The 20,241-nt window shown below is 68.9% G+C and carries 20 protein-coding genes; 13 read left to right on the top strand and 7 right to left on the bottom strand.

Annotated features, from left to right (window positions below; genetic code table 11):
* The first annotated feature begins 8 nt into the window (after nt 1-8).
* Nucleotides 9-359 carry a DUF1304 domain-containing protein gene (locus IEX13_RS01320; RefSeq protein WP_229668413.1) on the top strand — a complete coding sequence of 117 codons (351 nt, stop codon included), beginning with the start codon at nt 9-11 and terminating at the stop codon, nt 357-359.
* Between the two features lie 486 nt (nt 360-845).
* Here the strand turns inward: IEX13_RS01320 and IEX13_RS01325 are convergent, their stop codons facing one another.
* From IEX13_RS01325 to IEX13_RS01335, 3 genes are read right to left on the bottom strand one after another with little or no spacing between them, the layout of a single operon-like run.
* Entirely contained in the window at nt 846-1,316 is a 471-nt protein-coding gene (locus IEX13_RS01325; protein ID WP_188660305.1) for a hotdog fold domain-containing protein, read from the bottom strand.
* Nucleotides 1,317-1,375: 59 nt separating this feature from the next.
* A complete protein-coding gene (locus IEX13_RS01330; RefSeq protein ID WP_188660308.1) occupies nt 1,376-3,853 on the bottom strand; it encodes an acyl-CoA dehydrogenase in 2,478 nt (825 codons plus the stop codon).
* On the bottom strand, nt 3,850-4,749 hold the full coding sequence (locus tag IEX13_RS01335; protein ID WP_229668414.1) for an alpha/beta fold hydrolase: 900 nt from the start codon (nt 4,747-4,749) through the stop codon (nt 3,850-3,852). The genes IEX13_RS01330 and IEX13_RS01335 overlap by 4 nt, the downstream gene beginning before the upstream one ends.
* A gap of 88 nt (nt 4,750-4,837) precedes the next feature.
* Between IEX13_RS01335 and IEX13_RS01340 the strand changes: the two genes are divergently transcribed.
* The 7 genes from IEX13_RS01340 (at nt 4,838) to IEX13_RS01370 (ending at nt 13,189) form a co-directional block, all read left to right on the top strand.
* Nucleotides 4,838-5,422 carry a TetR/AcrR family transcriptional regulator gene (locus IEX13_RS01340; protein WP_188660310.1) on the top strand — a complete coding sequence of 195 codons (585 nt, stop codon included), beginning with the start codon at nt 4,838-4,840 and terminating at the stop codon, nt 5,420-5,422.
* A gap of 55 nt (nt 5,423-5,477) precedes the next feature.
* Nucleotides 5,478-7,226, top strand: a complete 1,749-nt coding sequence (locus IEX13_RS01345) for a phosphoenolpyruvate carboxykinase (GTP) (protein WP_188660313.1) — start codon at nt 5,478-5,480, stop codon at nt 7,224-7,226.
* Nucleotides 7,227-7,325: 99 nt separating this feature from the next.
* A complete protein-coding gene (locus IEX13_RS01350; protein ID WP_188660315.1) occupies nt 7,326-7,916 on the top strand; it encodes an RNA polymerase sigma factor in 591 nt (196 codons plus the stop codon).
* A complete protein-coding gene (locus IEX13_RS01355; RefSeq protein WP_188660318.1) occupies nt 7,909-8,367 on the top strand; it encodes a hypothetical protein in 459 nt (152 codons plus the stop codon). Before IEX13_RS01350 ends, IEX13_RS01355 begins: the two co-directional genes overlap by 8 nt.
* Before the next feature lie 33 nt (nt 8,368-8,400).
* Nucleotides 8,401-9,309: a DUF4097 family beta strand repeat-containing protein gene (locus IEX13_RS01360; protein WP_188660321.1), complete on the top strand. Its 909-nt coding sequence runs from the start codon at nt 8,401-8,403 to the stop codon at nt 9,307-9,309.
* Nucleotides 9,310-9,533: 224 nt separating this feature from the next.
* Complete coding sequence (locus IEX13_RS01365) at nt 9,534-12,119, top strand: TonB-dependent receptor plug domain-containing protein (protein WP_188660324.1); 2,586 nt, start codon at nt 9,534-9,536, stop codon at nt 12,117-12,119.
* Between the two features lie 80 nt (nt 12,120-12,199).
* Complete coding sequence (locus tag IEX13_RS01370) at nt 12,200-13,189, top strand: class I SAM-dependent methyltransferase (RefSeq protein ID WP_188660327.1); 990 nt, start codon at nt 12,200-12,202, stop codon at nt 13,187-13,189.
* A gap of 7 nt (nt 13,190-13,196) precedes the next feature.
* On the opposite strand, the gene IEX13_RS01375 is transcribed toward IEX13_RS01370, so the two are convergent.
* Nucleotides 13,197-14,891: a tetratricopeptide repeat-containing sulfotransferase family protein gene (locus IEX13_RS01375; RefSeq protein ID WP_188660330.1), complete on the bottom strand. Its 1,695-nt coding sequence runs from the start codon at nt 14,889-14,891 to the stop codon at nt 13,197-13,199.
* A 95-nt stretch (nt 14,892-14,986) separates the two neighbouring features.
* Here IEX13_RS01375 and IEX13_RS01380 point away from each other — a divergent pair, with 95 nt between their 5' ends.
* Nucleotides 14,987-15,676, top strand: a complete 690-nt coding sequence (locus IEX13_RS01380) for a 2OG-Fe(II) oxygenase (protein ID WP_188660333.1) — start codon at nt 14,987-14,989, stop codon at nt 15,674-15,676.
* Nucleotides 15,677-15,704: 28 nt separating this feature from the next.
* Here the strand turns inward: IEX13_RS01380 and IEX13_RS01385 are convergent, their stop codons facing one another.
* Nucleotides 15,705-17,183 carry a M20 family metallopeptidase gene (locus IEX13_RS01385; RefSeq protein ID WP_188660336.1) on the bottom strand — a complete coding sequence of 493 codons (1,479 nt, stop codon included), beginning with the start codon at nt 17,181-17,183 and terminating at the stop codon, nt 15,705-15,707.
* Between the two features lie 204 nt (nt 17,184-17,387).
* On the opposite strand from IEX13_RS01385, the gene IEX13_RS01390 reads away from it, so the two are divergent.
* The 4 genes from IEX13_RS01390 (at nt 17,388) to IEX13_RS01405 (ending at nt 19,348) form a co-directional block, all read left to right on the top strand.
* A complete protein-coding gene (locus tag IEX13_RS01390) occupies nt 17,388-17,699 on the top strand; it encodes a ComEA family DNA-binding protein (RefSeq protein ID WP_188660338.1) in 312 nt (103 codons plus the stop codon).
* 66 nt (nt 17,700-17,765) lie between these two features.
* Complete coding sequence (locus IEX13_RS01395; protein WP_188660341.1) at nt 17,766-18,266, top strand: REP-associated tyrosine transposase; 501 nt, start codon at nt 17,766-17,768, stop codon at nt 18,264-18,266.
* 24 nt (nt 18,267-18,290) lie between these two features.
* Nucleotides 18,291-18,755, top strand: a complete 465-nt coding sequence (locus IEX13_RS01400) for an SET domain-containing protein-lysine N-methyltransferase (RefSeq protein WP_188660344.1) — start codon at nt 18,291-18,293, stop codon at nt 18,753-18,755.
* The gene (locus IEX13_RS01405) at nt 18,755-19,348 is read left to right on the top strand and encodes a HutD/Ves family protein (protein WP_188660347.1); all 594 of its coding nucleotides are present in this window, start codon (nt 18,755-18,757) and stop codon (nt 19,346-19,348) included. The genes IEX13_RS01400 and IEX13_RS01405 overlap by 1 nt, the downstream gene beginning before the upstream one ends.
* A gap of 35 nt (nt 19,349-19,383) precedes the next feature.
* Here IEX13_RS01405 and IEX13_RS01410 read toward each other — a convergent pair whose 3' ends face one another.
* A complete protein-coding gene (locus IEX13_RS01410; protein ID WP_188660350.1) occupies nt 19,384-19,698 on the bottom strand; it encodes a Rieske (2Fe-2S) protein in 315 nt (104 codons plus the stop codon).
* Nucleotides 19,695-20,219, bottom strand: a complete 525-nt coding sequence (locus IEX13_RS01415) for a GNAT family N-acetyltransferase (RefSeq protein ID WP_188662945.1) — start codon at nt 20,217-20,219, stop codon at nt 19,695-19,697. Before IEX13_RS01415 ends, IEX13_RS01410 begins: the two co-directional genes overlap by 4 nt.
* Between the last annotated feature and the right edge of the window lie 22 nt (nt 20,220-20,241).

The raw sequence follows: 20,241 nt of genomic DNA on the forward strand, positions 1-20,241 counted from the left end.
AGGCCACGATGTCCATCGTCGCGATCATGCTTACCGCCCTGGTGGCGGTGCTGCACCTGGGGTTCATGGTGCTGGAGATGGTGTTCTGGACGCGGCCGCTGGGGCGCAGAGTGTTCGGGCTGGACCCGCAGGTGGCCCGGGACTCGGCGAAGCTGGCGATGAACCAGGGGCTGTACAACGGCTTCCTGGCGGCCGGCCTGCTGTGGGGGCTGTGGCTGGACGATCGCGGCATCACGCTGTTCTTCCTGATCTGCGTGGTCATCGCCGGCCTGTTCGGCGCCGCCACCGTCAAGCGCAGCATCCTCTACGTACAGGCCCTGCCAGCCATCCTCGCCGCCATCGCCGTCCATTACCTCTGAGTCCCCGCGTGTAGGGGCGCCTTCAGGCGCGAATCCTTTGCCTTGACCTTCGGCCAAGAAAAGCGCCGCTACCGAAGCTGCCGCGAGTGGAGGCGCCGCGCATTCGCCCCGGCCGACACGCCGCAAGTACGTCCCTGTAGGCTCATCGTCGACATCCATGTCTCCGATGGTCGGCCGGGGCGAACGCGCGACACCTCCTCAACACCACGCGGTGGCCAATCGGAAAGCGGTTCCTCGGCAAATCGGGGCGATGGCCTGAGCTTGCCGCGCGAGTGCGCATGGCGCTCTTGATCTCCTGTCGGCCCCGACATTCATTCCAGGAGGTAGCGTGCATCTGCCCTGGCCGACTCTCGGAGACATGGATGTCGACGAGAAGCCCCCATGGATGGGTTCACGGCGTGTCGGCCAGGGCAGATGCACGCTGCCTCCACTCGCGAAACAACCGGGGGCGACGCGTTGCTTGGCCGAAGGCCAAGGCCAATAGCATCAGCGGCTGGGGCTGACCCACATGGTGATGGTGGCGTTGAAGACCTTTTCGCCGGCCGGGTCGAAGACGTCCACGTTGACCGGGAAGTCGTAGCCCGTGTCCGACGTCACCAGTGGGATGCCGGGCGTCGCCACGCCGCGCTGCGTGCCCACCGCGCGCTTGAGGTATTGCACCGTCATGCCCTTCGGGATCCAGCGCATGCCCTTGGGCAGCGAGGCGTCGGTCATCACCCCGCCCACCAGCTCGGCCAGGTTGCACAGCGCGATCGCGTGCACCGTGCCGATGTGGTTCTGCAGCCGCCGCTTGTGCGGGATGGTGGCTTCGCAGCGCCCGTTTTCCAGCAGCGTGAAACGTGGCGACACGCTGCCGAAGTACGGCGCCTTCAAACACACCGCCCGGCTGAAGAGCCAGTGGCCCGCCGGCCAGCGGGTGAACTTCTTGTACAGGCGAAGCAGCGGCGTTTCGGCCATGGCGGGTTCCGGGGGCGGGTGGAATCCGGGGGCGCCGGTCGGCGCCCCCGGGGGTGTCGTCAGGCGGCGCGGGACTTTTCGCCCGCCTTGGGCTTGTCCATGTGCAGCGACGCGGCTTCGAGTTCGAACGGATCGAAGTCATCCACCATGATCGCGTCGAGCGTCATCACCCGCAGCTCCTCGAGCTGGGTCCGCTCTTCGGCCGTTATCCAGCCCTCGGCCACGCCCTCGGCCAGCTGCGAGGCGAAGTCCAGGGCCTCGATGTCGCTGGTCTTGAGCGCCTTGAGGAACTTGCGCTCCACCGGCTCGGCCAGGATCACCTTGGGCAGGTAGCTGTTGATCCGGCCTGCCGGGTTGTTCGCGCAGGGCGTCAGGAAGGTGCCCTCGGCCAGGCGGTCGCGGGCATCGCAGGGCGACATCAGCAGCGCCGCGGCGCGGTGGCCCAGGCGGTCGCTCGGGGCCTGGGCGCGGCGGCCCCAGGGGAAGACCAGCAGCCAAAGCAGCCAGCCCACAGGACGGATCGGGAAGTTGCGCAGCGCGCCCGACAGGGCCAGTTCGATCTTGTGCGCCGAATCGTGGAAGGCCCAGGCCAGCAGCGGCTGTTCGGCGGCCGGGCGGCCTTCGTCCTCGTAGCGCTTGAGCATCGCGCTGGAAATGTAGAGCTGGCTCAGCACATCGCCCAGCCGGCCCGACAGCTTTTCCTTGAACTTGAGCTTGCCGCCCAGCAGCAGCATGGACGTGTCGGCCACCAGGGCCAGGTTGGCCGAGTAGCGGTTGAGCTTGCGGTAATAGCGCCGCGTGTAGGCATCGCCCGGCGCCTTGCTGATGCTCGAACCGACCAGGCCAAGCACCCAGCTGCGCACCGCGTTGGAAATCGCGAAGCCGATGTGGCCGAACAGGTTGGCGTCGAACTCGCGCACGGCCTGCTCGCGGTCGGGCAGCATCGCCGCCTGCATTTCCTTGAGCACCCAGGGATGGCAGCGGATGGCGCCCTGGCCGAAGATCATCAGCGAGCGGGTCATGATGTTGGCGCCCTCGACGGTGATCGAGATCGGCGCCGCCTGCCAGCCGCGGCCCAGGTAGTTCATCGGGCCCAGGATCACGCCCTTGCCGCCGTGGATGTCCATGGCGTCGGTGGCGCATTCGCGGGCCAGTTCGGTGGTGTGGTACTTGGCGATCGCCGACGGCACGGCCGGCTTCTCGCCGCGGTCGACGGCGGCGGCGGTGGACTGCGACAGCGCGGCGCAGGCATAGGCGTGGCCGGCCAGGCGCGCCAGGGCTTCCTCGACGCCTTCGAAGCGGCCGATGGACAGGCCGAACTGCTTGCGCACGCGGGCATAGGCGCCGGTGACCACGGCGGCCAGCTTGGATGCACCCGACGAGGTGGACGGCAGGGTGATCGCGCGGCCGACGCTGAGGCACTCGACCAGCATGCGCCAGCCGGCGCCGATGTAGTCTTCGCCGCCGATCAGCTGGCTGAGCGGCAGGAAGATCTCGTTGCCGCGCACCGGGCCGTTCTGGAAGGCGCAGTTGAGCGGGAAGTGGCGGCGGCCGACTTCCAGTCCCGGGGTGTCGCGCGGCACCAGGGCCAGGGTGATGCCGCGGTCGGATTCTTCGCCCAGCAGCTTGTCCGGGTCGTGCAGGCGGAAGGCCAGGCCGATGACGGACGCCACCGGCGCCAGCGTGATGTAGCGCTTGTCGAAGGTGAGCTTGACGCCCAGGACCTTGGCGCCGTTCCACTCGCCTTCGCAGACGATGCCGAAGTCGGGCAGCGACGTCGCGTCCGAGCCAGCAAAGGGACCGGTGAGCGCGAAACACGGCACTTCACGGCCGTCGGCAAGGCGCGGCAGGTAGTGGTCCTTTTGCTCCTTGGTGCCGTAGTGCAGCAGCAGTTCGGCCGGGCCCAGCGAATTGGGCACGCCGACGGTGGAGCTGAGCGTGGCCGAGACCGAGGCCAGCTTCTGGATCACCTTGTGGTGGGCCAGCGCGCTGAAGCCCAGGCCGCCGTATTCCTTCGGGATGATCATGCCGAAGAACTTGTTCTTCTTCAGGAACTCCCAGATTTCCGGGGTAAGGTCGGCGTGGACGTGGGTGATCTCCCAGTCGTTGGTCATGCGGCAGACGTCTTCCACCGGGCCATCCAGGAAGGCCTGCTCTTCGGCGGTGAGCACCGGCTTGGGCTGGGCCAGCAGCTGGTCCCACTTGGGCATGCCGGAAAACAGCTCGCCTTCGAAACCGACGGTGCCGGCTTCAAGCGCCGTGCGTTCGGTGTCCGACAGCGGCGGCAGGATCTTCGTATAGAACTTCAGCAGCGGCGTGGTGATCAGCTTCTGCCGCACCGGGGTGATGAGCAGCGGCAGCGTGCCCAAGGCCAGCAGCACGGCGGCGACCACCGTCGCGGTGAGGTTGGCGCCGGCCAGGCCGACGGCCACCAGCAGCGTGGCCGATACCGCGGTGAAGACCGCCAGGCTGAGCCGGTGGTAGGCGACGACCAGGATCGCCAGCAACAGGGCGAGGAAGGGCGCGAGGATGCTCATGAAGATTCTCCGTGGGTGGCCGCGTGGGGGGCGGCCAGGGTGCTCAGGAACTCAAGCAGGGTATCGGTGAAGGCGTCGTTGTCGTCACCAGCCACCATGTGGGTGGCATCGGGCAGGCGGACATGATGCGCGTGCGGCGCCAGTTCCAGGAAATGGCCGACGGTCTGGTCGCTTACCAGGTCGCTGCGGCCACCGCTGACCAGCAGCACCGGCACGTCCAGGCCGCGGCAGGCGTCTTCGATGGCGCCCTGCAGGTCGCCGGTGGAAGGAATGAATTCGGCCAGCAGGCGCGGGTCCCAGTGCCAGCCCAGGCGGCCATCTTCGCGCAGCTTGAGCAGGTGGGCCAGCTGCGCCGGCGATTTGCGTTGGCGGCGGTGCGGCAGGTAGGCGGCGATCTGGTCGGCGGCGTGTTCGAAGGAGTCGAAACCTTCCGGGTGGGCGGTCATGAAGCCCAGGATGCGTTCGACGCCCGAGGCTTCCCAGCGCGGCGTGATGTCCACCAGCACCAGCGCCGAGAACACGCGGTCGCGGGCCTGGGCCATCAGGCCGGTCAGGCCGCCCATCGAGGCGCCGACAAGCACGGGGGCCGAACCCAGTGCGCCGGCGGCGAGCACGACGTCATCGACGAACTGTTCGCCGCGATAGGGCAGGTCGGCGGGGTTGCGCCCGGACTGGCCGTGGCCGCGCAGGTCCCAGGCCAGGCTCGCCCGGCCCGATTCGGCCAGCCGGCGCTGGGTGCCCAGCCAGGCCTGGCGGGTCTGGCCGAACCCATGGGCCAGCAGCAGTCCGGGGGAAATGCCGTCCGCCGCGCTGGCTTGCAGGCGCACGTCACCGCTGCCCGTGAGGGAAAGCGGGCGCGTGCCGGGCATCGTGACGGCGGGGGTGGAGTAAACCATACGGCCGAGTATGGGTTGCGATTTGTTCGCCTGTCAATACCAGTCCGTATGGTGCATGATCGCTCCATCCCGTAAACTTGCCGACCGTATGGTAACGCCTGCCTCCAAAATCGATCGCCCAGCCCGTCTCAGCGCCGACGACTGGGCCCTGGCCGCGCTCGACGTCATCGCCGAGCAAGGGCTGTCGGCCGTTGCCGTCGAACCGCTCGCACGCCGCCTGGGCGTCACCAAGGGCAGCTTCTACTGGCACTTCCCCTCGCGCGAAGCGCTGCTGGTCGCCGCGCTCGAGCGTTGGGAGGTGATGGAGCAGGAAACCGTGTTCGGCCAGCTCGAAGCCGTGCCCGAGCCGCGCGCGCGCCTCAAGGCGCTGTTCCAGCTGGTGGCGCACGAACTCAAGCCGCACATCATCTACAGCGAACTGCTCAAGGCGCTCGACCATCCGGTCGTGCAGCCGGTGCTCAGCCGCGTTTCGCAGCGCCGCCTGGATTATCTTGCCGCCAGCTTCCGCCAGGCCGGCATGCCGCGCCTGGACGCGCAGAACAGGGCGCGGCTCACCTACGCCGCCTACGTGGGCTTCCTGCAGCTGTCGCTGCAGCTGGGCCAGCCGCGGTTGCACCACGACGAATTCGAAGCCTACGTCGGCCACGTCATGACGACGCTGATCCCCGACTAGCTTCCCCGCCTTTCCCTTCCTTTCCTTTTTGGCCCCGACTGGAGCCCTCCCGCACATGACCAGCAAGCTCGCCAGCCTCAACCAATGGGTCGATTCGGTCGCCCAGCTCACCCAAGCCGACGCCGTGCACTGGTGCGACGGCTCCGACGCCGAAAACGCCAGGCTGGTCGAGCTGATGCTGTCCACCGGCGACCTGGTCAAGCTAAACGAACAGAGCCATCCGAACTGTTACCTGCATCGCTCCAGCCCGTCGGACGTGGCGCGGGTCGAACACCTGACCTTCGTCTGCACCCACAATCCCGCCGACGCCGGTCCGAACAACAACTGGATGGCGCCCGACGAGGCCCACGCCGAAATGGACGCCCTGTACAAGGGCTGCATGCGCGGCCGCACCATGTATGTCATTCCGTACTGCATGGGTCCGATCGACTCGCCGCTGTCGCGCTGCGGCGTCGAGATCACCGACAGTCCCTACGTGGTGGCGAACATGCGCCTGATGACCCGCATGGGCGCCCCGGCGCTGGCGCGCATCGAACGCGAGGGTTCGTTCGTGAAGGGCCTGCACTCGATCGGCGAACTCGACCCGAACCGCCGCTTCATCATGCACTTCCCGGAAGAGCTGGCCATCCAGAGCTACGGCTCGGGTTACGGCGGCAACGCGCTGCTGGGCAAGAAATGCCACGCCCTGCGCATCGCCAGCTACCAGGCGCGCCAGGAAGGCTGGCTGGCCGAGCACATGCTGATCGTCGGCATCGAGAACCCGCAGGGTGAAACCCACTACGTCGCCGCCGCGTTCCCGTCGGCCTGCGGCAAGACCAACCTGGCCATGCTCATCCCGCCGGAAGGTTACCGCCGCGACGGCTGGAAGGTCTGGACGGTTGGCGACGACATCTGCTGGATGCGCCCGGGCGAAGACGGCCGCCTGTACGCGATCAATCCCGAGGCCGGTTATTTCGGCGTGGCGCCCGGCACCAGCGAAAAGACCAACGCCAATGCCATGGCCATGCTCAACCGCGACGCCATCTTCACCAATGTCGGCGTCACCGCCGACAACCAGCCCTGGTGGGAAGGCATGACCACCGGCGAGCCGGCCAAGGACTGGCAGGGGCGTCCCTACGACAAGTCGGTGTCGCCGGCGGCGCATCCGAATGCGCGCTTCACCGTCAGTGCGAAGCAGTGCCCGAGCTACACCGACCAGGCCGAGGCGCCGCAGGGCGTGCCGATCAGCGCCATCGTGTTCGGCGGCCGCAGGGCGTCGCTGGTGCCGCTGGTGCTCGAGGCCCGCGACTGGACCCACGGCGTGCTGGTCGGCGCCTCGATGGCTTCGGAAACCACCGCCGCGGCCACCGGCGCGGTCGGCGTGGTGCGCCGCGACTCCATGGCGATGAAGCCCTTCGCCGGCTACAACTTCGGCGACTACTTCGCGCATTGGCTGTCCTTCGACAAGGAAGGCGCGAAGCTGCCGAAGATCTTCCAGGTCAACTGGTTCCGCAAGGACGCCGACGGCAAGTTCATGTGGCCGGGCTTCGGCGACAACATGCGCGTGCTCGAATGGATGCTCAAGCGTGTCACTGGGCAGGCGAACGCCGTGGAAACCCCGGTCGGCAACCTGCCGCTGCCGTCGGACATCAACACCGACGGCCTCGAGCTCGACGCCGCCGCGCTCGAACAGCTGCTGTCGATCGACCGCGCCGGCTGGAAGGCCGAAATGGCGTCGATCGCCGAATACCTGGACGAATACGGCGACCGCACGCCGGCGGCCCTGAAGGCCGAACGCGCCAAGATCGCCGCGCAGCTGGCCTGATCCAGGCCGGCCGGTGGCAGGACGCGGGGCCGGCCATGTGCCGGCCCTGTTTTTTCCGGCGCCTTAAACCCCGCGGCGCCGCGGGGCATCCCAGTGGGTATGCTCAGCCACGCCGTGACCATTGAAGCCGCCGACGCCGCAAGCGTGCCAGAGCGCGACGCGGACCATGCCCTGGTCCGGGCCGCCGGCGCCGGCGACATGGCCGCCTTCGAACAGCTCTACCGCCGGCACCACCGGCGGATATTCGCGCTGCTGCGCCGGCTGTCCGGGCATGAAGCCCGCGCCGAGGACCTGCTGCAGGAAGCCTTCGTGAAAGCCTGGCAGGCCCTGCCGGGTTTTCGGTTCGAAAGTGCCTTCGGCACCTGGCTGCACCGGCTGGCGGTGAACACCGCGCTGATGGAACTGCGCAGCCGCCGCGGCGGCGAGGACCGGGAAACGGACGACTCCGCGCTGGAATGGCAGGGCACCGCCGACAGCGCCGGCCAGCGCACGGCGCTTGGCCTGGACCTGGAACGAGCCGTCGCGACCCTGCCGCCGCGGGCACGCGCCGTGCTGGTGCTGTACGACGTCGAAGGCTGGAAACACGAAGAAATCGCCGACGAGCTGGGCATGGCCGTCGGCAGTTCCAAGGCCCAATTGCATCGCGCGCGCCAGCTGCTGCGCACGCGCCTGGGAGGACACGATGACTGACCACGAACTTCGCTGGCAGCTGCGCCAGTTGCCCCGGGAGGCCGACCCGGCCCACGACCTGTGGCCGGGCATCGCCGCCCGCCTGCAGCCACCGGCGGCCAAACGCCGCCGGCCCTGGCTGGCCGGACTCGCCCTGGCCGCCTGCCTGTGCCTGGCGGTCGGCCTGGCCGTGGTGCTGGGGCCGGTGGCCGCGCCCGCCGGGGACCCGGCCGCCGAGCTGGTGCAGCGCGAAGCCCGGGCCCTGACCCGTGAATACGAAGCCGCCTTGCTGGAGTTGCAGGCCGCGCCGCTGCCCGACGACCTGGCGCCGGTCCTGGCCACGCTGGACGCCAGTGCCGGCCAGATCCGCGACGCCATGGCCGAGCAGCCCGGCTCCGCCCGCCTGCTCGACCAGCTCAAGCGCACCTATTCCCGCCGCCTGGCCCTGACCCAGCGCGCCGCGCTGGGCTGAGCCATCCGGACACATATAGATAAGGAGTACGCCATGTTCACCCGACTGACCTGCCTCGCGGTCTCCCTGCTCTGGGCCCTGCCGGCCCTTGCGGCCACACCCATCGACCAGACCCGGCCGCTGGCCGCCGACGGCAGCCTGCGCATCGAAAACATCAAGGGCCAGGTGCTGGTGCAAACCTGGGACCGGCCCGAAGTGCACGTCACCGGCAGCCTGGGCGACGGCGTCGAAAAGCTCGAGATCGGGCCCGGCGGCGACAGCCTATCGATCAAGGTGAAGTACCCCAACAGCGGCGGCGGCTGGTTCGGCGGCGGCAACCGGTCCGAACCCAGCCGGATCGAAGTACGCATGCCCGCCGGCGCCTCGCTCGACATCGACGTGGTCAGCGCCCAGGTGGACGTGCGGGGGCATGCGGGGCGTCGCCTGGTGGTGGACAGCGTCAGCGGCGGCGTGCGGGTGCGCGACAGCCGCAGCGGGGAGGCGCGCTTCGACCTGGTCAGCGGCGACCTCCAGGCCGAACTCGACAGCGACGACATTTCCGTGGACACCGTCAGCGGCGACATCCGGCTGTCGGGCCGGGGCGGCGGCGAGCTGGGCGTGGACACCGTTTCCGGCGACGCCGAGCTCGCGTTCGAAAGCCTGCGTCGCGTGGTCATGGATAGCGTGTCGGGCGACCTGGAGCTGCGGACCGGGCTGGCCCCGTCGGGGCGCATCAGCGCCGACACGGTCAGCGGCGGCGTGCGCCTGCGGCTGCCGGCGGACACGTCGGCCCGGCTGTCGGTGGAAACCTTCAGCGGGGGCGTTTCCAGCCCCGTGGGGGACGTCAAGACCGAGAAATACGGCCCCGGCAAGACCCTCGACGCCCGCCTGGGTGCCGGGGAGGGAGAGGTCCGGCTGGTGACTTTCTCGGGTGACGTGCGGATCTCTCTTGACGATAACTAATTGAATTAAAAAGATAAAAAAGGCCCGGGGCGGCATGCTGCCCCGGGCTTTTCGCCAACTGGCGCACGGTTTTGCCTATACGGGGCCTTAACCCGGTTTGCGGACCGTAAAGATTGCGTTATGCTCCGACAGCCAAGGCGTCCTTCAATGACGAAAGTCGTCTTTAGGCTTTTTGAGTCCCGAACTCTAGAGTCACCATCACTCTGACGTTGGAGAGAGAGTAAATGTCTAATTTCAATCAGCTGTCCGGCGCGATCCGTTTCGCGCTCCTCGCCGGCGCCGCTTCGACCTTCGCGGCGGTTCCCGCCTTCGCGCAGAACTCCGAAGAGGACGCCGCCACCCTCGAAACCATCGAGGTCACTGGCTCCCGCCTGAAGCGTGCCGAGATCGAGGGCGCCGTTCCGGTCGTCGTGATCGACCGCGCTGCCATCGATGCCTCGGGTGACGTCTCCGTCGCCGACGTGCTGCGCGACTCGACCTTCGCGTCGTTCGGCAACTTCCGTCCGCAGTCCGGTTCGTCCGCCCAGTCGCTGGCTTCCATCGACCTGCGTGGCCTGGGCTCGGGTCGTACCCTCGTCCTGATCGACGGCCGTCGCGCCCCGACCAGCCCGATGGCTGCCTCCTCGGGTTCCGACCTCAACGCCATCCCGCTGGCTGCCGTTGAGCGCATCGAAATCCTGTCCGACGGCGCCTCCGCCGTGTACGGTTCCGACGCGATCGGTGGCGTGGTCAACATCATCACCCGCAAGGACTTCAACGGCGCCGAGCTCCGCTACGGCATCGGTTCGACCGAAGTCACCGGCGGCGACCTGGAAGACATGTCCGTCGTGTTCGGCGCGTCCTCCGACCGCACCCGCGTGATCGGTGGCGCCTCCGGCTCCAAGCGCGGCATGGTCTTCACCCGCGACCAGATCGGTGGCCAGACGCTGGGCGTCTCGACCTTCGGCAACAACTACTACAACTGGGACAACCAGTCGATCGAAGCCGTTCCGGGCTTCAGCTGCGACCAGGGTGCGTTCTACTTCCTGGGCAACGGCCTGTGCTCGTTCAACTTCAACTCGGTTGCCGCGAACGAAGCCAAGGTCGGCAACAAGTCCGTCTTCCTGCGCGCTGATCACCAGATCAACGACAACTGGAACGTCTACGGCGCGGCCAACGTGACCAAGGTCGAGACCTTCGGTCGCTACGCCCCGGGTCCGGGCGTGCTGGTGGTCGAAGACGGCACCCCGTCCGACATCAACAGCGGCGTTGCCTGCGGCCAGGGCGGTTGCGCCCCGGGTACCACCGACGGCCTGCCGACGTACTACTTCCACCGCTTCGCCGCGGCCGGCAACCGTGACAACTTCACGGACGCCACCAATGCCGACTACCTGGTTGGTTTCCAGGGCCAGCTGACCGACACCGTCGGCCTGGACTTCGGCATGCGCCGCACCGACTACAAGTTCATCGAACTGGGTCGTGGCTACATCGTGACCGACCTCGCCGCCGCCGCCGCCAACAGCGGTGCCTATGACCTGGCCAACCCGTATGGCGCCGACCCGTCGGTGCTGGCTGGCATCCAGGCCACCATCAACCGCGAGTCGCGTTGGCAGACCGACGAAATCTACGGCCTGGTCAGCTTCGACCTGTTCGAGATGGGCGGTGGTACCTCGAACGCCGTGTTCGGCGCCGAGTACCGCGAAGACACCTTCTCCGACCAGTACGATTCCCTGTCGGAAGCCACCAGCCAGTCCGGCGGCCCGGCCATCATCGGTTCGGCCGGCAACTCGTCGGCGGGTTCGCGTGACGCCAAGGCTGCGTACTTCGAGTGGCTGCTGCCGTTCACCAGCACCTTCGACATCACCCTGGCCGGCCGTTGGGACAGCTACAGCGACTACGGCAGCGACTTCTCGCCGAAGATCGCCATGCGCTGGCAGCCGCTTGAGACCCTCACCTTCCGTGGTTCCTACGGCCAGGGCTTCCGCGCCCCGGGCCTGGACATCCTGACCCAGAAGACCACCTTCTCGGCGGAACCGGTGAACGATCCGGCGTCCTGCGCCGCGCTCGGCCAGCCGACCAACTGCCAGCTGCAGGTCGACACCTTCTTCCAGGCGAACCCGGACCTGGCGTCGGAAAACTCGACCCAGTACAGCGTTGGTCTGGTTTGGGACCCGCTGGAATGGCTGGACTTCTCGGTTGACTACTACGACATCGAAGTCGAGAACTCGATCTCGCAGATCGGTGCCCAGGACGTCATCAACTCCGACCTGGATCCGGCCACCTTCGGTCCGATCCCGCCGGGCCTGAGCATCACCCGTCGTCCGAACGGCGCCATTGACAACATCGTCGGCGGCTATGCCAACCAGGGTACGGTCACCACCTCCGGTGTTGACTTCCGCATGAACACGAACTTCGACATGGGCGGCTGGGGCGAAATGCGCAACCGCCTGACCGTGTCGTACATCGAAAGCTACGAGGTCGATGACGAGCGTGGTTCGGTGACCGAGTTCGCGGGCCGCTTCGGCACCCCGGACATGCGCGCCACCCTGCAGAACATGTGGACCTTCGGTGACTTCAACGCGGCCTGGAACATCAACTACATCGATGGCCAGACCAACAACACCACCGTTGCCTCCACCATTGGCGGCTACGCCACCAATGACGTGCAGCTGTCCTGGAATGCCCCGTGGAACGGCACCATCTCCATCGGTGCCACCAACGTCGGCGATCGTTACCCGCCGCTGAAGGCCTACCAGGGTCGTCCGTTCAACTTCTTCCTGTACGACGCCTACGGCCGCACCACCTACTTCCGTTACACCCAGACCTTCTGATTTGGGTTTAATCGGTTGATTCGAAGGGCCCCGGCAACGGGGCCCTTCTTTTTTGCGGGGTCGCCCCGGACAATGGCGGCATGGAACCGACCCACGACACCGCAGCCGACGCCTCCGCCCGGCGTGCCGCCTGGAGCGCCTACTGGGCCACCGGCGGCTTGCATTCGTGCGTTGGCAGCTTCGACGGCAACTACAGCGGTGCCATCGGGGCCTTCTGGCGCGGCGTCTTCACCGACCTGCCCGACGGCCCCGTCCGGGCCCTGGACCTGGCAACCGGCAATGGCGCCCTGCCGAGGCTGCTGTGGGAACACCGCGCGGGCCGCCCCGGCCTGGAAGTGGACGCCGTGGACCTGGCCCGGCTGGCACCGGCCTGGCTCGATCCCGGGCAGCACGCGGGCCTGCGCTTCCATTCCGGCGTGGCCATGGAACACCTGCCATTCCCCGATGCCAGCTTCGACCTGGTAACCAGCCAGTACGGATTTGAATACGCGCACCGCGAGGCCGCGCTTGCCGAGGCCCTGCGCGTGCTCCGGCCGGGTGGCCGGCTGGCGCTGGTGATGCACCATGCCGGTTCGGTGCTGGTGCGGGTGGGTCGCAGCGAACTGCAGAACCAGGCGCTGCTGCTGGCGCCCGACGGGTTGCTGTCGGCCACCGCGGCGGTGCTGCCCTGGGTCGCCCGGGCGCGGGCGGGGCAAGACCCCAGCGGCGAACCCGATGCACTGCGGGCCCGCACGGACTACAACGCCGCGATCCAGGCGCTTGCCGCCGCCATCGCCGGCTCGGACGCGCCTGATTTGCTGGTCGAGGCGCGGGCCTGGGTGAACCGCCTGCTTGCCGGGACCGGTCCCGACCCGGCACCGGCCCTGGCCACCCTGGCGACCTACCGCGAGGGCCTGGTCGGCGCCGGCTTGCGGACCGGCGAACTGATCGAACATGCGCTGGACGACGAGCAGTCTGCGGCCCTGGTCTCGGCGCTGCAGGCCGCGCGCCCTGCCGGCCGGGTTCGGGTTGGCCTGGTGTCGCAGGCCGAGGGCCTGCTGGGTTGGGGGCTGCGCCTGGACCCGGCCTGAGGCGCGCTCAGGCCTCGGCGGGCTCGTCGCCCAGGACAGCCAGCAGCGGCGCCAGGTCGTCTTCGTAGTGCCGCCAGCGACCGATCGACCGCGTGTGCACCGGCTGGCGCACCTGCCAGCGGCTGGGCGTCTGCACGCCACGTTCGCTGCGGTGGAAGTCCAGGCAGGCCGGGTCCCAGTCCAGGCCCAGGAAATCCAGGGCGCGCCGGGCCTGGGCTTCGGTGTCGGCGGCTACGTCCTCGTAGCGCACTTCCAGGATCGGCAGCGGCAGCACCGCCTGCCAGTGGCGCATCATCCGGGACTGCAGGCGGACCAGGTGGCCGATGCCGTCCAGGCGCGTGGCCAGCCGCTCGGCCAGTGCGAAGTTTTCCCCGTAGATCGAAATGGCCACGTCGCGTGGATCGCGCCGGCACCACAGCACGCGCGCCTTCGGGAACATCAGCGCGACCAGGCCAAGCAGGTAGTAGTTCATCGGGTATTTGTCGACCACCCGCGCCGTGCCGGCGGGCGCCTGGCGCAGGGCGGCCGCCAGGTAACGCTTGGCGGCGGCGGGCAGGGGTTCGAGCGCGATGTCTTCCAGGATGTGCGGCCACTGCTGCGGCCGGCCCCGGCGCGAAGGCAGGTCGCGGGCGATCAGGGAGATGTCGGGCAGTTCGCCGGCGCCGTGCACCTGCGGGTGGGCGGCCAGCATCTGCTCGAGCAGGGTGGTGCCGCTGCGCGGCATGCCGACGATGAAGACCGGCCGCTCGTCGGTGCTGCCCAGGCCGGCGGCGCGTTCGAACAGGTCGCGGTTGAAGACCGCCAGGCTGGATTCGACGCGACTGGCCAGGTCGCCGGCATCGGGTTCGCCCTGGTCGCGCCGGCGCGCGGCATTGGCTGCGTGCCAGGTCTGCATGGCGCGCGGGTAGTCGCCGCGGCCGTCGAAGACTTTGCCCAACTCGTAGCCGACCAAGGCGCGTTCGTCGTCGCCGCGGGCGGGGTCGTCCAGCAGGGCCTGGGCCTGCGCGACCCGGGCGTCCGCCGCCTGGCCCCGGCGCAGGCCCAGCAGGCCAGCCAGGGGAAAGGCCCAGCCCGGGCGCAGCGACAGGGCCTCTTCGTAGGCGGCTTCGGCCTGGTCGCGTCGCCCGGTGATTTCTTCGGCCTGGGCCCGCGCCATCCACAGGTTCGCCGAACCGGGGTCGCGCTGCAGCGCCTGTTCGTAAAGGGCGCTCGCAGCATCGGCATCGCCGAGCCGGCTCAGGGTTTCGCCCAGCTTGAGTTCGACGCTTTCATCGCCGGGCCGCAGGCTGGCCAGGGCGCGCCACAGGGGCAGGGCGTCGGCGGCGTCACCGACTTCGAATTCCGCCTGCGCCAGGCGTTCGAGCACGCGCACGTTGCCGGGCTCGAGTGCATGCGCCCGCCGCAGCGGCGCCAGGGCGTCGTGCAGGTGGCCCTGGCGGGCCAGGGTCAGCCCGATGAAGTGCCAGCCTTCGGCGAAGCCCGGCTGCAGCGCGACGCAGGCGCGGAAGTGATTCATGGCGTCGTCGGGCCGGCCCAGGTGGGCCAGCAGGCAGCCCAGTTCGAAGCGCGGCGCCACCGAGTCCGGCGCCAGCTCGCAGGCCCGCTGCATGTGCTGCAGGGCCAGGCCGGTGTTGCCGGCCTGCAGCGCGGCCTGGGCCTGCTGCTTGTGTCCGGCTGCGGTGGCGGGGGCGGGCGGGTTCATGCGGACGCGGGTGGCTTCGGGGCCACAAGTCTAACCGCCCGGCCGGCGGGGCCGCGGCAGTAGAATGGGCGGATGTCCCCGCACCCGCGACGCCCATGATCAGCAATGAACTCGACATCGCGCCTTACCGCCAGCGCCTGGCGCAGAACGGCCGCGTGCAGATCCCCGGTTTCCTGCAGGCCGATGCCGCCGATCGCCTGGCCGACTGCCTGCGCCGCGAAGTGCCCTGGACCACGGCCGAACGTGGCCTGCCCGACAGCCCGCCCTGGACCGGCGACGTTGCCCGGCAGCGCATGCCCGAGGCCTATCGCCGGGCCGCCGCCGGTTTCCATTTCGTCTACGACCGCTACCTGATGGTCGAGGCCATGCGCGAGGGCCGCGACCCGCAGCTGGTGCTGCACGCGGTGCTGGCCTTCTTCAACAGCCCCGAGTACCTGGGCTTCATCCGCGAACTCACCGGCGATAGCTCGCTGGCCATGGTGGGCGCGCAGGCCACGCGTTACCTGCCCGGGCAGTTCCTGCGCGTGCACGACGACCGCCACGACGACGAGGCGCGGCGCTACGCCTACGTGCTTAACCTGTCGCGCAACTGGGAAGTGGATTGGGGCGGCCTGCTGCACTTCGTCGACGAAGACGGCGGCCATCGCGAGGCGATGCTGCCGCGCTTCAATTCGCTGAGCCTGTTCAAGGTGCCGGCCAAACACTTCGTCGGCGTCGTCGCGCCCTGGGCGCAGGAGCCGCGGCTGGCGATCACCGGCTGGTGGCACGCGCCGCCGGCGGCCTGAGCGGCCGCCAGCGGGCCCACGGCGGGCGTCAGCAGCAGCCGTGGTCGCCGAACTGGGCGTTGCCGGCCTGGGCCGCGACGCCGCGGGTCAGGCCCTTCTCGCTGGCCACGTAATGTTCGGCGATCACCTTGGCCACGGCCGAGGTGACGCGCTTGCCGGTGGGGATGTGCAGGAATTCGTTGGGCCCGTGCGCGTTCGAATGCGGGCCCAGCACGCCGGTGATCATGAACTGCGCGCCCGGGAATTTTTCGCCCAGCATGCCCATGAAGGGAATGGTGCCGCCTTCGCCCATGTACATGGCCGGGGCGCCGAAATACTCCTGGCTGGCGTGGTCGATGGCGTGTTCCAGCCAGGGCGCCAGGGCCGGGGCGTTCCAGCCGGTGCTGGCTTTTTCCAGTTCCACCTCGACCTTGCAGCCGTGCGGCGGGTTGGCTTCGAACAGGCGCTTGAGCACGTCGCCGGCGCGCTTGGGTTCCAGGGTCGGCGGCAGGCGCAGGCTCAGCTTGATGGCGGTGTGCGGGCGCAGCACGTTGCCGGCGCTAGACAGCGGCGGCATGCCGTCCACGCCGGTGACCGACAGCGCCGGGCGCCAGGTGCGGTTGAGCACCAGTTCGGTGAGGTCGGGGTCCATCGGCGTCATGCCCGGCAGGAAGGGGAACTTGTCCCAGATTTCCGTGCCCAGCACTTCGGACGCACGGCGGGCCTGCTGCAGGCGTTCGTCGGGGATGTCCACGTACAGGTCGTCGACCACGATCTTGCCGGTGGCTTCGTCCTCCAGCCGCGACAGCAGCTGGCGCAGGATGCGGAAGCTCGAAGGCACGATGCCGCTGGCATCACCGCTGTGCACGCCTTCGCTGAGAACGCTGACCTTCAGGTTGCCGCCGGCCAGGCCGCGCAGCGAGGTGGTGCACCAGAGCTGGTCGTAGTTGGCGCAGCCCGAATCCAGGCACACCACCAGCGAAGGCTTGCCGATGCGCTCGGCCAGGTGGTCGACGTAGTGGGGCAGGTCGTAGCTGCCCGACTCTTCGCAGGCCTCGATGAGGATGACGCAGCGCGCGTGCGGCAGGCCCTGTTCCTGCAGCACCCGGATCGCGGTGAGCGACCCATAGAGCGCGTAGCCGTCGTCGGCGCCGCCGCGGCCGTAGAGCTTGTCGCCCTTGATCACGGGCTTCCAGGGGCCCAGGTCGTCGGCCCAGCCGGTCATTTCCGGCTGTTTGTCCAGGTGGCCATAGAGCAGCACGCAGTCGTCGCCCTGGCCGGGGACTTCGATGTAGATCAGCGGCGTGCGGCCTTCGAGCTCCACCACTTCGACGTTCATGCCCTTGATGGGCTGCGCCTTCGCCCAGCCGGCGAGCAGCTTGACGGCATCGTCCATGTAGCCGTTCTCGCGCCACTGCGCGTCGAACATCGGCGACTTGTTGGGGATGCGGATGTATTCGACCAGCTGCGGGACGATGTCGCCGTCCCAGGCGTCGGCGACGAAACGTTCGGTCTTGGCGGTGTCCATGGGGGTCCTTGCTGCGGTTATGCGCTGATTTTAGCGCTTCCGGGCCATCGCCGCCGTGAGGGTAGGAAGGCGCCGACGGCGCGGGGCGCCCGGTTCCGAGGCTTCGCAGGGTCGATTGGCGATGGGGCCGGTGCCGACCGGCGGGGAAACTTTCCCTGCCGACGCCAGCCCGGCGCGGCGAGATCCCAAACCCGAGGAACCGCCATGAACAAGACTGTTTCCCTGCTCTCCCCGCTGCTGCTGTGCGCCTTCCTGTCCGGCGGCGCCCTGGCCGCCGAGAAGGTGGACATCAACAGCGCCGACGCCCAGACCCTGGGTCGCGTGCTCGACGGCGTCGGCCCCAGCAAGGCCGAGGCCATCGTCAGCCACCGCACCAAACACGGCGCCTTCCGCAGCGCCGACGAACTGGTGGAGGTCAAGGGCATCGGCCTGGCCCTGGTCGAAGCCAACCGCGACCGCATCGAGGTCGGCGCCGGCAAGGCGCGCGCGCCGGCCGCGGCCACCGCGTCCGACTAAGCCCCACCCCGGGTGGACCCCGACTTGGCCCGGTCCGCGCCGGGCCCTTTTTCCAAGGAGCAGGCCATGCCGGATTCGATGCCGGTGCGTGACCCGACGGATGCCGGCTTCCGGCGTGTTCGCCTCGAGCGCCGGTCGGTGCCCGGGCAGACCTATCTGCTGTCGGTGGCGACGCTCTACCGGCGACCGGTCTTCAGCGACGACGAAGCCGCGCGCGCGGTTTGCCGGGTACACACCGCGCAATGGCCCTGGCGCGACAGCGCGGTGCTGGCCTGGGTGCTGATGCCCGACCAGTGGCAGGGGCTGGTGACGCTGGGCGAACGCGACAGCCTGTCGACCCTGGTCGGACGCTTCAAGGCCCTGAGCTCACGTGCCGTCGACGACCGGTACCGCGTGAACGGCTGGCTCTGGGGGAGGGGCTTCACCGACCGCGTACTGGCGCCGGACGAGCCGGCCATGGACGCCGCCCGGCACCTGGTCGGCCTGCCGCTGCGTGCCGGCCTGGTGCGGCGCCTGGGTGACTATGCCTACTGGAACACGGCCTGGCTCGATCACGCCGGCCCCTGAGGCCGCTGCGATAGACTGCGCGGCATGATCCTGCCGCCGTACCGTATCGAAGCCTCGTCCATCCCGGGTGCGGGCAAGGGCCTGTTCCTGCAGGCGCCGGTGGCGCGCGGGCGCGTGATCATCGCGCCCGACGACATCCGGGGAACGCAGCGCTGGGACGAGGTGCGCGCGCGTCCCGACGCCGACGCGGCGATGGCGGCCAGCGTGCGCTGGTTCGAAGACCAGTGCACGGTCAGCCTGGACTGGCCGGATGAATGTTTCGTCAACCACAGCTTCGAACCCAATGGCCTCTGGCACCTGGGATTCATCTTTGCCGCGCGCGACCTCGCGGCGGGCGAGGAGCTGACCGTGGACTACCGGCACCTGCTGCCGGAGGGCGAAGCCGAAGTCTTCCGCGATGCCGGCAGCGGCCGCGAGATCGTCGGGTTTTCCTGGGCCGAATCGCTTGGCCGTTCCAGTCGCGCCCTGGTGGCGCTGCAGGACGCCTGATGCGGCTGCTGCACCTGCCCGCCCAGGAATACCGCCGGGAACGCTGGCGCAACGAGTGCGGCTGGACGCGCGAGATCCACCGCCATCCCGAAGGCAGCGCCGACTGGACCTGGCGGGCCTCGATCGCCGAGATCGACCAGGACGCGCCGTTTTCGGCGTTCCCGGGCGTCGACCGCGAGCTGGTGCTGATGGCGGGCGAGGGCATGCATCTTCATTTCGACGACGGCGAATCGGTGACCTTGCTGCCACCGCACGACCGGATCCGATTCGCCGGCGAACGCCCGCTGCGCGCCGAACTCATCGCAGGGCCCACCCACGACTTCAACCTGATGTGGCGGCGCGGCGCCGTGGACGCCACGGTCCTGCACCGCCCACTGGTGGGCCCGATGGTGTTCTTCGCCGAAGCCGGCACCACTTGGCTGGTGCACCTGATCCGCGGCCAGGCCTGGTTCAAGGACCTGGCCCGGCCACTGCGACTGGAGCAGGCCGACAGCGTGCTGCTGCTGCCCGACGCCGACGGTCCGTCGCGGCTGATCCTGGAGGGCGGCGGCGAGCTGTTGCTCGCCAGGCTCCAGTCCAGGGATCCGTCCTAGGAACGCCTTCAGGCGCTTCTGCAAGAGGCCGGGTATCAGCGGTCGTCGCGGGTCCAGACGGCGCCGTCTTCCACCTTCACCGGGAAGCGCGGCAACGGCGCATAGGCCGGTGCGCACAGGGCTTCGCCGGTGCGCAGGTCGAAGCGGGCCCCGTGCAGGGTGCATTCCACCTCGCCGCCGTCGATGGCGCCGGCGCTGAGCTCGAAGTCCTCGTGCGTGCACTTGTCCTCGACCGCGTACAGGTCGCCGTCGAGGTTGACCACCAGGATCGCCGTGTCGCCGTCCCAGGCCACCTGCGACTCGCCGGGCAGCAGTTCGGAGGTGGCGCAGACCCGCACCCAGTCGGTCACAGCGCTTTCTCCAGCACTTCGAAGCGCAGGTCGTCGCGCAGCGGAACGCCGAAACGCTCGTCGCCATAAGGAAAGGGCTTCTTGATGCCCGTGCGCTGGTAACCGCGGCGTTCGTACCAGGCGATCAGCTCTTCGCGGACATCGATCACGGTCATGCGCATCACCGCCACGCCGTACTCGTCGCGGGCGATGCGTTCGGCTTCGGCCATCATCTGCTTGCCCAGGCCCGCACGCTGCAGGGTGGGCATCACCGAAAACATGCCGAAGTAGCCGGCGCCGTCCTCCACTGCCACGTGCGCGCAGGCCTTGAGCTGGCCGCCGCGGAAGGCAAGCAGGACCTGGCTTTGCGGGCGCTGGATGTGGCCCAGGACGTCTTCGGCATTGGTGCGGCGGCCGTCGAGCAGGTCGGCCTCGGTGGTCCAGCCGGCGCGGCTGACGTGCCCGCGGTAGGCCGATTCAACCAGGTCCACGATCGATCCGACGTCGGCCGGCGTCGCGGCGCGGTAGCTCAGGGAAGGCAGCCAGCTCATGCGCGGTATCCAG

It is taken from the genome of Arenimonas soli (assembly GCF_014643775.1).
Lineage (GTDB): Bacteria > Pseudomonadota > Gammaproteobacteria > Xanthomonadales > Xanthomonadaceae > Arenimonas > Arenimonas soli.